This is a genomic window from Streptomyces sp. TG1A-60 (genome assembly GCF_037201975.1).
In the GTDB taxonomy this organism is placed as follows: Bacteria; Actinomycetota; Actinomycetes; order Streptomycetales; family Streptomycetaceae; genus Streptomyces.
Genome location: NZ_CP147520.1, coordinates 6661783 through 6674273, shown reverse-complemented (window position 1 = coordinate 6674273; position 12491 = coordinate 6661783). Strand labels below are relative to the sequence as shown.

General features: G+C 71.8%; 12 protein-coding genes and 2 pseudogenes. 9 read left to right on the top strand and 5 right to left on the bottom strand.

Annotated features, from left to right (window positions below; all coding sequences use genetic code 11):
• Positions 1-120: 120 nt before the first annotated feature.
• The 3 genes from WBG99_RS29190 to WBG99_RS29180 all read right to left on the bottom strand — a co-directional run bounded on the left by WBG99_RS29190 (position 121) and on the right by WBG99_RS29180 (position 3293).
• Positions 121-795 (bottom strand): cytochrome b/b6 domain-containing protein, encoded by a 675-nt coding sequence (locus tag WBG99_RS29190; protein WP_338899154.1) that lies wholly within the window; start codon positions 793-795, stop codon positions 121-123.
• The gene (locus WBG99_RS29185; protein ID WP_338899153.1) at positions 779-1552 is read right to left on the bottom strand and encodes a molybdopterin-dependent oxidoreductase; all 774 of its coding nucleotides are present in this window, start codon (positions 1550-1552) and stop codon (positions 779-781) included. The genes WBG99_RS29190 and WBG99_RS29185 overlap by 17 nt, the downstream gene beginning before the upstream one ends.
• Before the next feature lie 85 nt (positions 1553-1637).
• On the bottom strand, positions 1638-3293 hold the full coding sequence (locus tag WBG99_RS29180; RefSeq protein ID WP_338899152.1) for an FAD-binding dehydrogenase: 1656 nt from the start codon (positions 3291-3293) through the stop codon (positions 1638-1640).
• Positions 3294-3536: 243 nt separating this feature from the next.
• On the opposite strand from WBG99_RS29180, the gene WBG99_RS29175 reads away from it, so the two are divergent.
• From WBG99_RS29175 to WBG99_RS29145, 7 genes and pseudogenes are all read left to right on the top strand, one after another.
• Positions 3537-4052: an NUDIX domain-containing protein gene (locus WBG99_RS29175; protein WP_338899151.1), complete on the top strand. Its 516-nt coding sequence runs from the start codon at positions 3537-3539 to the stop codon at positions 4050-4052.
• 103 nt (positions 4053-4155) lie between these two features.
• Complete coding sequence (locus WBG99_RS29170; RefSeq protein ID WP_338899150.1) at positions 4156-4548, top strand: DUF202 domain-containing protein; 393 nt, start codon at positions 4156-4158, stop codon at positions 4546-4548.
• Positions 4549-4637: 89 nt separating this feature from the next.
• Positions 4638-4934 (top strand): annotated as a pseudogene (locus WBG99_RS29165) (DUF202 domain-containing protein); the annotation flags it as partial.
• Between the two features lie 185 nt (positions 4935-5119).
• Positions 5120-5416, top strand: a complete 297-nt coding sequence (locus WBG99_RS29160; RefSeq protein WP_338899149.1) for a hypothetical protein — start codon at positions 5120-5122, stop codon at positions 5414-5416.
• Between the two features lie 130 nt (positions 5417-5546).
• Entirely contained in the window at positions 5547-6458 is a 912-nt protein-coding gene (locus WBG99_RS29155; protein ID WP_338899148.1) for an MBL fold metallo-hydrolase, read from the top strand.
• A gap of 133 nt (positions 6459-6591) precedes the next feature.
• Complete coding sequence (locus WBG99_RS29150) at positions 6592-7626, top strand: phosphotransferase family protein (RefSeq protein ID WP_338900521.1); 1035 nt, start codon at positions 6592-6594, stop codon at positions 7624-7626.
• A 6-nt stretch (positions 7627-7632) separates the two neighbouring features.
• Entirely contained in the window at positions 7633-8856 is a 1224-nt protein-coding gene (locus tag WBG99_RS29145; protein ID WP_338899147.1) for an acyl-CoA dehydrogenase family protein, read from the top strand.
• Positions 8857-9038: 182 nt separating this feature from the next.
• Here WBG99_RS29145 and WBG99_RS29140 read toward each other — a convergent pair whose 3' ends face one another.
• The gene (locus WBG99_RS29140; RefSeq protein WP_338899146.1) at positions 9039-9632 is read right to left on the bottom strand and encodes a TetR/AcrR family transcriptional regulator; all 594 of its coding nucleotides are present in this window, start codon (positions 9630-9632) and stop codon (positions 9039-9041) included.
• Between the two features lie 142 nt (positions 9633-9774).
• Positions 9775-10539, bottom strand: a complete 765-nt coding sequence (locus tag WBG99_RS29135; protein WP_338900520.1) for an SDR family oxidoreductase — start codon at positions 10537-10539, stop codon at positions 9775-9777.
• Between the two features lie 276 nt (positions 10540-10815).
• On the opposite strand from WBG99_RS29135, the pseudogene WBG99_RS29130 reads away from it, so the two are divergent.
• A pseudogene (locus WBG99_RS29130) lies at positions 10816-11025 on the top strand (DUF1343 domain-containing protein); the annotation flags it as partial.
• A gap of 124 nt (positions 11026-11149) precedes the next feature.
• Entirely contained in the window at positions 11150-12487 is a 1338-nt protein-coding gene (locus tag WBG99_RS29125; RefSeq protein WP_338899145.1) for a serine-threonine protein kinase, read from the top strand.
• Positions 12488-12491 lie beyond the last annotated feature (4 nt).

The following is a 12491-nucleotide window of genomic DNA, read 5'->3' as shown; positions in this document are numbered from 1 at the left end:
GGCAGGCAAGGCCGGGGCTTCGATGAACGACCGGGCATCCAGGCGGCGTTCGGCAGCGCGACAGCGTCCGTGGCCGCGGCGATTCCGGGCGGCCCCGCAGCCGCGGCGGCCGAACCGCCGCTACGGGCGCCACAAGGAGTGTTCCCGGTCCGCCCACTCCCTGCTCACCAGGCCCGTACGGAGACCCCGCCGTGCCTCCGGGTCGCCCAGGGCCATGCCGATGTGGCCCGCCAGGACGATGCCGATCGTCAGGGCCAGCCAGTCGTGGACGAACGTCGCGCTGGTACGCCACATCAACGGGGTGAGGTGGGTGAACCACATCATCAGGCCCGTGGCGAGCATGACGAGGGTGGCGCCGGCGAGCCAGGCGGCGTAGAGCTTCTGGCCGGCGTTGAACTTGGCGGCGGGTCGCGGCCCGGGGACGCGGCGGCGGGCGGCGCGGAGCCAGAGGCGGTCGTGCGGGCCCCAGCGGTTCAGGCGGCCGAGGTCGGCGCGGAACGCGCGGGAGGCCAGGCCCGCGAGGACCGGGAGGGGCAGGAGCAGGCCCGTCCAGATGTGGATCGTCACGACCAGGGCCCGGCGGCCGACCAGTTCGGCGAGGGCGGGGACGTAGAGGCAGGACGCCGTCGCCACGCAGATGCCCGTCAGGGCGGCCGTCGAGCGGTGGATCCAGCGCTCGACGGCGGTGAAGCGCCGGACGCGGGGCTCGGGCCCGGCCTGCACCGACAACACTTCAAGGCGCTGGTCCTCAAGGCGCCGGCCGTCGAGGCGGTGGTTCTCAAGTCGTCGGTTCATCGTCCCGCCCGTTCGATCGGCCCACCCACGCGTCGATGTCGTAGCCCCGTTCCTCCCAGTAGCCGGGCTCGACCTTCTCCGTCACCTCGATGCCGGAGAGCCACTTGGCCGACTTGTAGAAGTACATGGGGGCGACATACAGGCGTACCGGGCCGCCGTGGTTGTGGCTGAGGTCCTTGTCCTGCATGCGCAGGGCCACCAGGACGTCCGCGCGGCGGGCCTGCTCCAGGGTGAGGCTCTCGCTGTACGCCCCGTCGAAGCAGGTGAAGCGGACCGCGCCCGCCGAGGAGCGGACCCCGGCGGCGTCCAGCAGCGCGGACAGCCGTACGCCCTCGAACGGCGTGTCCGGCACGCGCCAGCCGGTGACGCACTGGACGTCCTTGACCATCCGGGTCTGCGGCAGCGCCCGCAGGTCGGCCAGGGTGTACGTGGCCGGCTTGTCGACCAGGCCGTCGACGGTGAGGCGGTAGTTCCCGGCCGTCTTGCGGGGGACGGACGACGTCACCGAGTAGTAGCGGAAGCCGCCGCCGTTGGGGAGCAGGCCGGTCAGGCCGGTGGGGTCCCTCTGGGCCGCCTCGCCGAGGAACGCCTCCATGCCGCGCTGGAGGACGGGCGCGGAGACGACGCCCAGGGCGCCGAGGCCGAGGGTGCCGAGGAGGACACGGCGGCCGATGGGTGCGCCGCGCTCCTCGGAGGGCTCCACGGGCTCTGTGGGCTCCGGGGGCGCTTCCCGTGCTTCGGGGTGTTCAGGGTTCACGTACCGATTCGAACACCCCCCGCCCCGGCGGGGCCAGGGGCGGGGGGTGTTCGTCAGGATTCCGTCATCTGCGCACCGGGGTGCGTCAGGCCGTCGCCTTCGCCGCCGCCCGGCCCGCCGTACGGCCGGAGAACAGACAGCCGCCGAGGAACGTGCCCTCCAGGGAGCGGTAGCCGTGTACGCCGCCGCCGCCGAAGCCCGCGGCCTCGCCCGCCGCGTACACGCCCTCCAGCGGGTCGCCGCCCTCGGTGAGGACGCGGGAGGACAGGTCCGTCTCCAGGCCGCCGAGGGTCTTGCGGGTGAGGATGTTGAGGCGGACGGCGATGAGGGGACCGGCCTTGGGGTCGAGGATGCGGTGCGGGGTGGCGGTGCGGATGAGCTTGTCGCCGAGGTAGTTGCGGGCGCCCCGGATCGCCATGATCTGGAGGTCCTTGCTGAAGGGGTTGGCGACCTCGCGGTCCCGGGAGACGATCTCGCGGCGCAGCTCCGCCTCGTCGATCAGCGGTTCCTTGGTGAGCGCGTTCATGCCGCGGACCAGCGAACCGAGGTCCTTCTCCACGACGAAGTCGACGCCGTGGTCCATGAATGCCTTGACCGGGCCGGGGACGTCCGCGCGGGCCCGGACGAAGACGTCCTTGACGGACTTGCCGGTGAGGTCGGGGTTCTGCTCCGAGCCGGAGAGGGCGAACTCCTTGCCGATGATCTTCTGGTCGAGCACGAACCACGTGTGGTCGTAGCCGGTCTTCATGATGTGCTCGAGCGTGCCCAGGGTGTCGAAGCCGGGGAACAGCGGGACGGGCAGGCGCTTGCCCCGCGCGTCGAGCCACAGCGAGGAAGGCCCGGGGAGGACGCGGATGCCGTGGTTCTCCCAGATGGGGTTCCAGTTCTGGATGCCCTCGGTGTAGTGCCACATGCGGTCGCGGTTGATGAGGCGCGCGCCTGCCTCCTCGGCGATGGCGAGCATCTTGCCGTCGACGTGCGCGGGCACTCCGGAGATCATCTTCTCCGGGGGGTTGCCGAGCCGCTCGGGCCAGTTGGCGCGGACGAGGTCGTGGTTGCCGCCGATGCCGCCGGAGGTGACGATCACGGCCTGCGCCTTCAGTTCGAAGGCGCCGGTGACGCCCCGGCCGCTGGCCTGGCCGCGCTCGGTCTTCGAGGGCTCCAGGATCTCGCCGGTGACCGTGTCGACGGCGCCCGCGCTGCGCGAGAGCCCGGTCACGCGGTGCCGGAACTTCAGCTGGACCAGTCCCCGGGCCACCCCCTCGCGGACCCGCCGCTCGAAGGGCGCGACGAGGCCGGGGCCGGTGCCCCAGGTGATGTGGAAGCGGGGGACGGAGTTGCCGTGCCCGTTGGCGTCGTAGCCGCCGCGCTCGGCCCAGCCGACCACCGGGAAGAACCGGACGCCCTGCCGGTGCAGCCAGGAACGCTTCTCGCCGGCCGCGAAGTCGACGTACGCCTCGGCCCACTTGCGGGGCCAGTGGTCCTCCTCGCGGTCGAAGGCGGCCGTGCCCATCCAGTCCTGGAGGGCGAGGGCGTGGCTGTCCTTGATACGCAGCCGGCGCTGTTCGGGCGAGTCGACGAAGAAGAGCCCGCCGAAGGACCAGTGGGCCTGGCCGCCGATCGACTGCTCCGGCTCCTGGTCGAGGAGGATCACCCTGCGACCCGCGTCGACGAGCTCCGCGGTCGCCGCGAGCCCGGCGAGGCCCGCCCCGATCACGATCACATCTGCGTCGTACGACATGGGGGACGTCCTCTCGGGAACGGGTCAGGCAGGCGGGGGCGCGCCACGGCAGGCCACGCACCGCCCAGCGCTTTGTTACCGGCCGGTCAGCAGCTTTGGCATCAGATCCTTCGGCAGAAGAGTGACCTAGTCAACTGCCCGGTTGTGTCTCCTCTTACGGAGACCCTCGGCGGTGCGGCCCGATTCGCCGCCCCGACCGCGGTCGGCCATCGGCAGTCGGCGGGGCCCTGCTTGGATGGGGTCATGAGTGCCGCTGACGAGATCCTCGACATCGTGGACGAGAACGACCAGGTCATCGGGCGGGCCCCGCGTGGGGAGGTGTACGCGCGGGGGATGCGGCACCGGGCCGTGTTCGTGCTGGTCCGGGACGGCGTGGGGCGGGTTTTCGTGCATCGTCGTACGGCCGTGAAGATGGTCTTCCCCTCGCTGTACGACATGTTCGTGGGCGGGGTCGTCGGCGCGGGCGAGTCCTACGACGACGCGGCGCTGCGCGAGGCCGAGGAGGAACTGGGCGTCTTCGGGCTGCCGCGCCCCGTGCCGCTCTTCCGGTTCCTGTATGACGACGGGGCCGGGCGGACATGGTGGTCGGCCGTGTACGAGGTCCGCTGCGACCTGCCGGTGAACCCGCAGGTGGAGGAGGTCGCCTGGCACGGCTTCCTGACCGTGACCGAGGTGGAGCGGAGGCTGGGCGAGTGGGAGTGGGTGCCGGACGGCGTGGCGGCGTACGAGCGGCTGAGGGCCCGTCGCGGGGAGGGCTGACGCGGGCGCGCGGTGGCCGGGGGAGGGCCGAGATGCCTGGTGGGCTGAGCCGGGGCGGGGCCGAGGGACCTGGGCTCCGGAGACGACCGGTAATGTCCTGTGCGTGAGCGATTTTGTGCGGAACGTCCGGCTGTGGTTCGTCCCCGAGGAGGTCCGGAAGGAAGGCCGGACCCCGGACTACCGGTTCTCCCTGGCCAACGAGCGGACGTTCCTGGCCTGGCTGCGTACCGCGCTCGCGCTCATCGGCGGTGGTTTCGCGGTGGACCAGTTCCTGCCGGACCTGCGCTGGGGCTGGCGCGTCGGGCTCGCCCTCGCCCTGTTGGCCACCGGGACGCTGTGCGCGTTGCGGGCGGTCAACCACTGGGTGCGCTGTGAGCGGGCGATGCGGCGCGGGGAGGATCTGCCGGTGTCCCGCTTCCCGGCGGTGCTCAGCTCCGTGGTCGCCGTGGTCGCCGTCGCCATGGTCGCCGTCGTCCTGCTCAGGTGGGAGGGATGAGCCCCGCGCCTCCGGCCCCTCCTGGACCCCCTGGACCTGTCGGCCCTGCCGAGCCCCCCGGGCCCGCCGATCCTCCCGGTCCTCCCCGGCGTGACCCCGGCCTCCAGCCCGAGCGGACCAGGCTCGCCTGGCGGCGTACGACCCTCACGGGGGCCGTGATCGCCATGCTCGCCGGGAAGTCCGCGCTGCACGGCGGGCCGTCGACGCCCGGAGTGGTGGCCGCCGCGCTGTGCGCGGTGCTGTGGCTGGGCCTCCTGTGGCTCGCCCACCGCCGCATCCAGACCCTGGCCGCGGCCCGCCCACCCGCCCTCGCGCCCCGGATCGCCACGGCGGCCGTCCTGTGCACGGTCGCCCTCGCGGTGTGCGGCGCGGCCCTGGTGTCCTGATCGCGCAGGCCCGCCCGGTCCAGCACTCCGAAAGCGGTGGAAGGTAGCGGAGAGCAACGGGGCGCAACGGAGCAAACCCAAGCCAGGACAAGCCTTTGTGCACGCATGGAGTTCCCAAAAGGAACAACTGGGGCTGATGTGACTAGCCTGTATATGTCACCCCCGCATCACAGAAGGTGAGCACCATGACCGCACCGCACCGGGAACACCCCGTCCACGACCACGAGCACAGCCCGGCCTGCGGACACACCGCCGTGTCGCACGGCGACCACACCGACTACGCGCACGACGGGCATCTGCACCGCGAGCACGCCGGGCACTGGGACGAGTGCGAGCCCACCGGGCACACCGCGCACGACGGACACGCCCACGAGCACGGTGAGGACTGCGGACACCGGGCGGTCACGCACGGGGACCACGTGGACTACGTGCACGACGGTCACCGGCACGCCGCCCACGACGGACACTGGGACGACCACTGACGGTCGACGGTCGGCGCCTCCACCACTCACCCGTGCCGTTCCCGGACACCCCGGATCCCCGCGGCTCGTCGCCGACCCGCAGGCTCCGACCACCGGTCTGCGACGATTCCGGGGGACGAAGGGGGTCACCATGACCGCAGAAGAGCCGTACACCGTCGAACTCGCGAGCGATGTGTACGCGTATGTGCAGCCCGACGGCGGATGGTGTCTCAACAACTCCGGCTTCGTGAGTGACGGCAGCACCACTTTGCTCGTGGACACGGCGGCGACCGAGCGCCGGACCCGCGCCCTGGGCGCCGCGCTCGACGCCACCGGTGCCCCCGGGCCGCGCTTCCTGGTGAACACCCACCACCACGGGGACCACACCTACGGAAACGGCTTCTTCACGCAGGACGCCACCCTCGTCTCGCACTCGGCCTGCCGCCGCGAGACCCTGGCCAGCGGGCAGCACCTGCACCTGCTGTGGCCGCGGACGGACTTCGGGGACGTCGGCATCAAGGGCGCGGACCTGACGTACGACGGCCACATGACCGTCCACGTCGGCGACATCGAGGCCCGGATCATCCACCCGGGCGTCTCGCACACGGTCGGCGACTCCGTCGTCTGGCTGCCGCACCGGCGGGTGCTGTTCGCGGGGGACCTCGTCTTCGAGGGCGGGACGCCGTTCTTCCTGATGGGCTCGCTGAGCGGTTCGCTGCGGGCGCTGGCGCTGCTGCGCGAACTGGGCGCCGAGACCGTCGTACCGGGGCACGGGCCGGTGACCGACCCGTCGGCGTTCGACCGGGCCGAGCGGTATGTGCGGTTCGTGGCCGAGATCGCCGAGAAGTCCCACGCGGCCGGGCTCACGCCCCTGGAGGCCGCCCGGAGCACGGATCTCGGGGAGTACGCCGCCCTGCCGGAGAGCGAGCGGCTGGTGGCGAACCTGCGCAGGGCGTACGCCGAACTGGACGGGGCCGGGGAAGGTGAGGGCGTGGACCCGTTCGCCGGCTTCCTCGACATGGCGGCCGTCAACGGCGGCGAGATGATGCCCTCCCACGCGTGACGGCTCGTCCCGGGATCCGGCCGCACGGCCGGATCCCGTCGAGAATCCGATCACTTCGCCGTCACCTACTGGACGACATACCGACCGGTCGGCATCATAAGTCGGGTCCCGTAGACCGTCCGTAGGAGCGATGATGCACCCAGACCACCCGCCAGGTCCCGACCCCGAGCGGCTCCGCGCCCTGCTCGACGCCGAGCGGCCCGGACTCGTGGGCGGTCCGCTCACCGGCCGGCTGATCGAGGGCGGACGGTCGAACCTGACGTACGAGGTCACGGACGGCGTCTCGAAGTGGGTCGTACGGCGTCCTCCGCTGGGCCATGTGCTGGCGACCGCGCACGACATGAGGCGAGAACACCGCGTGATCAGCGCGCTGCACCCGACGGACGTACCGGTACCGCGCCCCGTGCTGCTCTGCGAGGACGAGGACGTGCTCGGCGCGCCCTTCTACGTCATGGACTTCGTCGAGGGCACTCCCTACCGCACCGCCGAGCAGTTGGCCCCGCTGGGACCGGACCGCACCCGGGCCGCCGTGCTGGGCCTGGTCGACACCCTCGTCGGACTGCACGCGGTGGATCCGGCCGAGGTGGGCCTCGCCGACTTCGGGCGCCCGGAGGGCTTCCTGGACCGGCAGCTGCGACGCTGGGGCAAGCAGTTGGACGCGTCCCGCAACCGTGAGCTGGCCGGTATCGACGAGCTGCACGCCTCCCTGGGCCGGCAGCTGCCCCGCTCTCCCGCCCCGGCCGTCGTGCACGGCGACTACCGGCTCGACAACGTCCTGCTCGGCCGGGACGACGAGATCGCCGCGATCCTCGACTGGGAGATGTCCACGCTCGGCGATCCGCTCACCGACCTTGGCCTGCTGGTGATGTACAGCGTGCCGCTCGCCATGCCCGACTCCCCCGTCTCCACCACCGCGGCGGCTGCCGGGCATCCGCATCCGGCCGAGATCGTGGAGCGCTACGCGGCGCGCTCGGGCCGCGACGTCTCCTCGGTGTCCTGGTACACGGCGTTCGCGTGGTTCAAGCTCGCCGTGATCCTGGAGGGCATCCACTACCGGTACACGCTCGGCCAGACGGTCGGTCGCGGCTTCGACCGCATCGGCGACCTGGTCCCCGTCTTCATCGCACACGGCCTGACGACTCTTCGCGCCGGCTCCCAGGAAGGCTGACCCACCATGGACTTCGCATTCGACGCCCGTACGGAGGAGCTGCGCGCCAGGCTCCTCGCCTTCATGGACGAGTACGTCTATCCGGCCGAGGCCGTCGCCGAGGAACAGCGGGCCGCTCTGGCCTCGCCGTGGGACACGCCGGCCGTGGTGGAGGAGCTGAAGGCCGAGGCCCGCAGGCAGGGTTTGTGGAACCTCTTCCTGCCCGGCTCCGAGCACGGGGCCGGGCTCACCAACCTCCAGTACGCGCCCCTCGCCGAGATCACCGGGCGTTCCCCGCAGTTGGCGCCGACCGCGCTGAACTGTGCGGCGCCGGACACGGGCAACATGGAGGTGCTGACCCAGTTCGGCGACGAGGCACAGAAGAAGCAGTGGCTGGAGCCGCTGCTCGCCGGTGAGATCCGGTCAGCCTTCGCGATGACCGAGCCGGAGGTGGCCTCCTCGGACGCCACGAACATCACCACACTGATCGAGCGAGCCCCCGACGGCGCGGACGAGTACGTCGTCACGGGGCGCAAGTGGTACATCTCCGGGGCCATGAACCCGGACTGCCGGATCTTCATCGTGATGGGCAAGACGGACCCGGGCGGGGCCGACATCCGCCGTCAGCAGTCGATGATCCTGGTCCCGCGCGACACTCCGGGCGTCACGGTGAAGCGCGCGATGCGGGTCTTCGGGTACGAGGACCACTACCACGGCGGCCACGCCGAGGTGATCTTCGACCACGCGCGCGTGCCGGTGTCGAACCTGATCGGCGAGGAGGGAGGCGGTTTCGCCATCGCGCAGGCGCGGCTCGGGCCCGGTCGCATCCACCACTGCATGCGGCTCATCGGCATGGCCGAGCGGGCGATCGAGCTGATGTGCCGGCGGGCGGTGAGCCGTGAGGCTTTCGGCAGGGCGCTCGCCCAGCAGGGGGTCGTGCACAACTGGATCGCCGACGGGCGGGTGGCCGTGGAGCAACTGCGGCTGCTCGTGCTGAAGACCGCCTGGATGATGGACACCGTCGGGAACAAGGGCGCGCACACCGAGATCCAGGCGATCAAGATCGCGACGCCGCGGACGGTGGTGGACATCATCGACCGGGCGATCCAGCTGCACGGCGCGGGAGGTGTCAGTCAGGACTTCCCGCTTGCCGAGCTGTACGCGGGGGCGCGGACGCTGATGATCGCGGACGGGCCGGACGAGGTGCATCAGCGGTCACTGGCTCGGCGGGAGCTGAAGCGGTACGTGTGACCTCCGCTGGGGCCGCCACGCCCACTCGGGTGGCCGGGGGTTCGTCGGCGGGTGCGGGTGGCCGGGGGCTGTTCGCGCAGCTCCCCGCGCCACTGGAAGACGGGGCCGCGCCCAGCTTTGGAACGGCCCTGCGGGCCGTTCGGCCACCTGCCCCCCGAAAGCCCCGAGCCACTGGCGCAGCCCTACGGTCGTAGCGCTCTCAGGAGAAGGTCCGCCAGGTGGTCGGCGACCTCCTGGGGGCTCATCGGGCCGTCGGGGCGGTACCAGGTCGACAGGTGGTGGACCGAGCCGAAGTGGTAGTCCACGACCAGGTCCGCGGGGGTCGCCTTCGAGAAGACGCCCGACTCCTGGCCCTCTTCGACGAGGGCGCGGAAGCGTTCGTGATAGCGGCGGCGCTCGGCGCGGACCTGCTTGTTCTTCTCGGGGCTCAGGTGGTGCATGGAGCGGAAGAAGATCATCGCGTCGTCGAGGTTGTCGATGGTGGTGACGACGACATCGGCGGCGGCCCCCCGCAGCCGCTCCTCGACGGGCGCGTCGGCCCCCGCGAACGCGTCCAGCCGCTCCTGCTGGATCCGCAGCACGCGCGCGTACACCTCGTGCAGCAGGTCGTCCTTGGAGCCGAAGTAGTGGTAGAGCGCGCCCTTGGTGACGCCGGCCGCCTCGACGATCTCCTGCACGGAGGTGCGGTCGTAGCCCTGTTCGGCGAAGAGCCGGGTGGCGGCGGCCAGCAGCCGTTGCGGGACGGGAGTACCGTCCCCGTCCGTCGTCCTGGGCACTGCCGCCACCTGCCTTCCGAGGTTCTGTTGTCGCCTGCCGGTCGTCCACGGCCACCGGTCGGTTCCCGACCGGTGGCCGGGATCGAGGGCTCCCGTCGCAGGATCATCCCATTCCCCGCCACCCGGCCGCCGGGCAGGGCGGTCAGTCGGCCGCCTCCCACTTCTGCTGGATGTGGTTCATGTTGGTCAGCCAGCGCTCCGGGTCGGCGGCCCGCGCCTGGTAGTAACCGGCCACCTCGGGATGCGGCAGGATCAGGAAGCGGTCCTTCTCGATGCCCTCGAAGAGCGCGTCGGCCACGGCCTCCGGCTCGATCGCGGTCGGCGCGAGCACCAGGTCGCCCGCACTGCCGGAGGCGGTCAGCATGTCGGTGCGCACACCCTGAGGGCAGATCGCGTGGACCTTGATCCCCCGGTGCCGGTAGGTGAGGGACAACCATTCGGCGAAGGCGTACGCCCCGTGCTTGGTGACGCTGTAGGGCGCCGCGCCGATCATCGTGAGCAGCCCCGCCGCCGACACCGTCGAGACGAAACGCCCGCTCCCCCGCTCCAGCCACGCCGGCAGCAGCTCATGGGCCGCCCGTACGTGTGCCATCACGTTCACGTCCCAGGCGAGCGCCCAGACCTTCTCGTCGGCCGCTTCCGTGCCGCCGGAGGCGAGCCCCGCGTTCGCGCAGTACACGTCCACGGTCCCGCCGAGCGCCTCCCGCGCCGAGGAGAGGACCGACGACGCGTCCCCGGGTACGGCGATCCCCCCGATCTCGTCGGCCACGGCCTTGGCCCGGTCCCCGTCCAGGTCGTTCACGACCACCCGGGCCCCTTCGGCGGCGAACCGCCGCGCCAGCGCGGCCCCGATCCCGCCACCGGCTCCCGTGACGACGACGCCCGCATCCCGCACGACACCCACGATCGGTCTCCCTCGACACGACGTACCACGAACGGCTCCACTGCGACCTCCAGACTAACCGGTCGGTATGCCCTGCAGAAGGGCCCCGCGCCCCTTCGGAGTCGCGACAGGCGGCAGCTCCGAAGGGGGCGGGGCCCTGCGCAACCGGCCACAACCGTCCCGCAGGTCACGCACCACCCGCGGAAGCGCTCAGCTTGTGTGGACGCCGCTTCCCACAACCCGGAGGTCACCCCGTGCGCCTCTCCCACCGCACCTCCCCCGCCGCCTCGCCCGAGGCGCCGCGCCGGGATCGGTCTTCTCGTGACCGCCAGGCGGGTGTGGAGCGGCTTCGCCCGGCGTCCGGACCACTGGATCGACAAGCTGGCCGGTTCGACGCGGGGGCGGACGATGATCGACGCGGGGGCGGACACGGACGAGGTCGTGGCGGGCCGGCAGGAGGAGCTGACGGCCTTCCGCCGGGTGCGCGAGGAGTACCCGCTCTACCGGTAACCGCCACAAGGGGTACGCGCTGCGCCGATCCGGACAAGGGCCGTACGTGACGTATGGCCATCCTTCGCCGTTGGCAGGACCATGCGCCTGAGCGCACCACCAACGGAGGCCAAGGGGGCTCGTCATGGCGGATTCGGAGATGAGCGTGACTCCCTACTGGGAGCTGACCTTCGACGCGGACGGGGACGTGGACGCCGGTCAGCGGGACCGGCTGCTCGACGAAGTCGTGCGGCGCGGGGTGGTGGATCTGGTCGTCTTCGCGCACGGCTGGAACAACGACCGGTCCGGCGCGACCCGGCTCTACAGCCGCTTCCTCGCCCCGTTCCCGGCGCTCGCGCCGCACGCGAGGCTGGGGTACGCCGGGGTGCTGTGGCCCTCGATGCGGTTCTCGGACGAGCCGATCCCGGACTTCAAGCCGGTCCCGGCCGTGGCGCCCGCCCGGCACGCGCTCGACAAGAACACCCGGCACGCGCTCGTCGAGGTCTTCCCCGGGCGGGCCGTCGTCGTCGGGGAGCTCGCACGGCTGTTGGAGCAACGGCCGGACGAGAGCGCCTCGTTGGAGGAGTTCGGGCGACTCGTGAGGCTGCTGGTGGAGGTGCCGCCGCAGGGGCCGCAGAGCGCGTTCACGGCGGACACGATCGCGGATGGGGTGCCGGAGGGCACGCCCGGGATGCTGTGCGGGGACACGGTGACGGTGTGCGCGGACTTCGCGGCGGCGCTGTCGGAGGTCGGAGGGGAGCCTGCCACGGCACCTTCGGCCGTCCGGACCGGAGCCGTAGTCCGCCCGTCCCGGGCCTGGGACGGCGCCCATGAACTCCTTCGCCAGGCCACGTACTTCGCGATGAAGCGCCGCGCCGGCACCGTCGGCGAGCGCGGCCTCGGGAGGCTGCTGGGGCAGCTCGCGCAAGCGGCGCCGACGGTGCGGGTACACCTCGTGGGACACAGCTTCGGCGCGCGTCTGGTGTCGTTCGCGCTGCGCGGGCTGCCGAAGGGCGTACGCACGGTGAAGTCGGTGACCCTCCTCCAGGCAGCGTTCTCGCACTACGCGTTCGCGGCGCGGCTGCCGCACGACACGCGCGCGAGCGGCGTACTGAACGGCCAACAGAAGCGGATCGACGGCCCGTTGGTGTGCTGCCACTCCAGGCACGACTCGGCGCTCGGCACGATCTACCCGCTCGCCTCCCGGATGGCGGGCGACTCACGGTCGGTGCTGGGCCTGAGTGTGAACAGCCTCCTGGGCGCCAGGTGGGGCGCGCTCGGCTACGGCGGGATCCGGGCGGTGAAGGGCACCCGTTCGTTCAAGCTGGCCGACGCCCTCAAGACCCGACTGCCCACGTCCGGCTGTGTGAACATCGACGCCGCCGCCGTCGTGAAGAGCGGCGGCGCGCCGTCCGGCGCACACAGCGACATCTGTCACCAGGAGCTGGCACGGGTGGTGCTGGCGGCGGGCCGTGTCGTGTGAACGG

What these genes read in the sequence shown, in the direction of transcription:
- WBG99_RS29190 (WP_338899154.1), bottom strand. Translation starts at nt 795, where the DNA reads ATGAACCGACGACTTGAGAACCACCGCCTCGACGGCCGGCGCCTTGAG.
- WBG99_RS29180 (WP_338899152.1), bottom strand. Translation starts at nt 3,293, where the DNA reads ATGTCGTACGACGCAGATGTGATCGTGATCGGGGCGGGCCTCGCCGGG.
- WBG99_RS29175 (WP_338899151.1), top strand. Translation starts at nt 3,537, where the DNA reads ATGAGTGCCGCTGACGAGATCCTCGACATCGTGGACGAGAACGACCAG.
- WBG99_RS29160 (WP_338899149.1), top strand. Translation starts at nt 5,120, where the DNA reads ATGACCGCACCGCACCGGGAACACCCCGTCCACGACCACGAGCACAGC.
- WBG99_RS29155 (WP_338899148.1), top strand. Translation starts at nt 5,547, where the DNA reads ATGACCGCAGAAGAGCCGTACACCGTCGAACTCGCGAGCGATGTGTAC.
- WBG99_RS29150 (WP_338900521.1), top strand. Translation starts at nt 6,592, where the DNA reads ATGCACCCAGACCACCCGCCAGGTCCCGACCCCGAGCGGCTCCGCGCC.
- WBG99_RS29145 (WP_338899147.1), top strand. Translation starts at nt 7,633, where the DNA reads ATGGACTTCGCATTCGACGCCCGTACGGAGGAGCTGCGCGCCAGGCTC.
- WBG99_RS29125 (WP_338899145.1), top strand. Translation starts at nt 11,150, where the DNA reads ATGGCGGATTCGGAGATGAGCGTGACTCCCTACTGGGAGCTGACCTTC.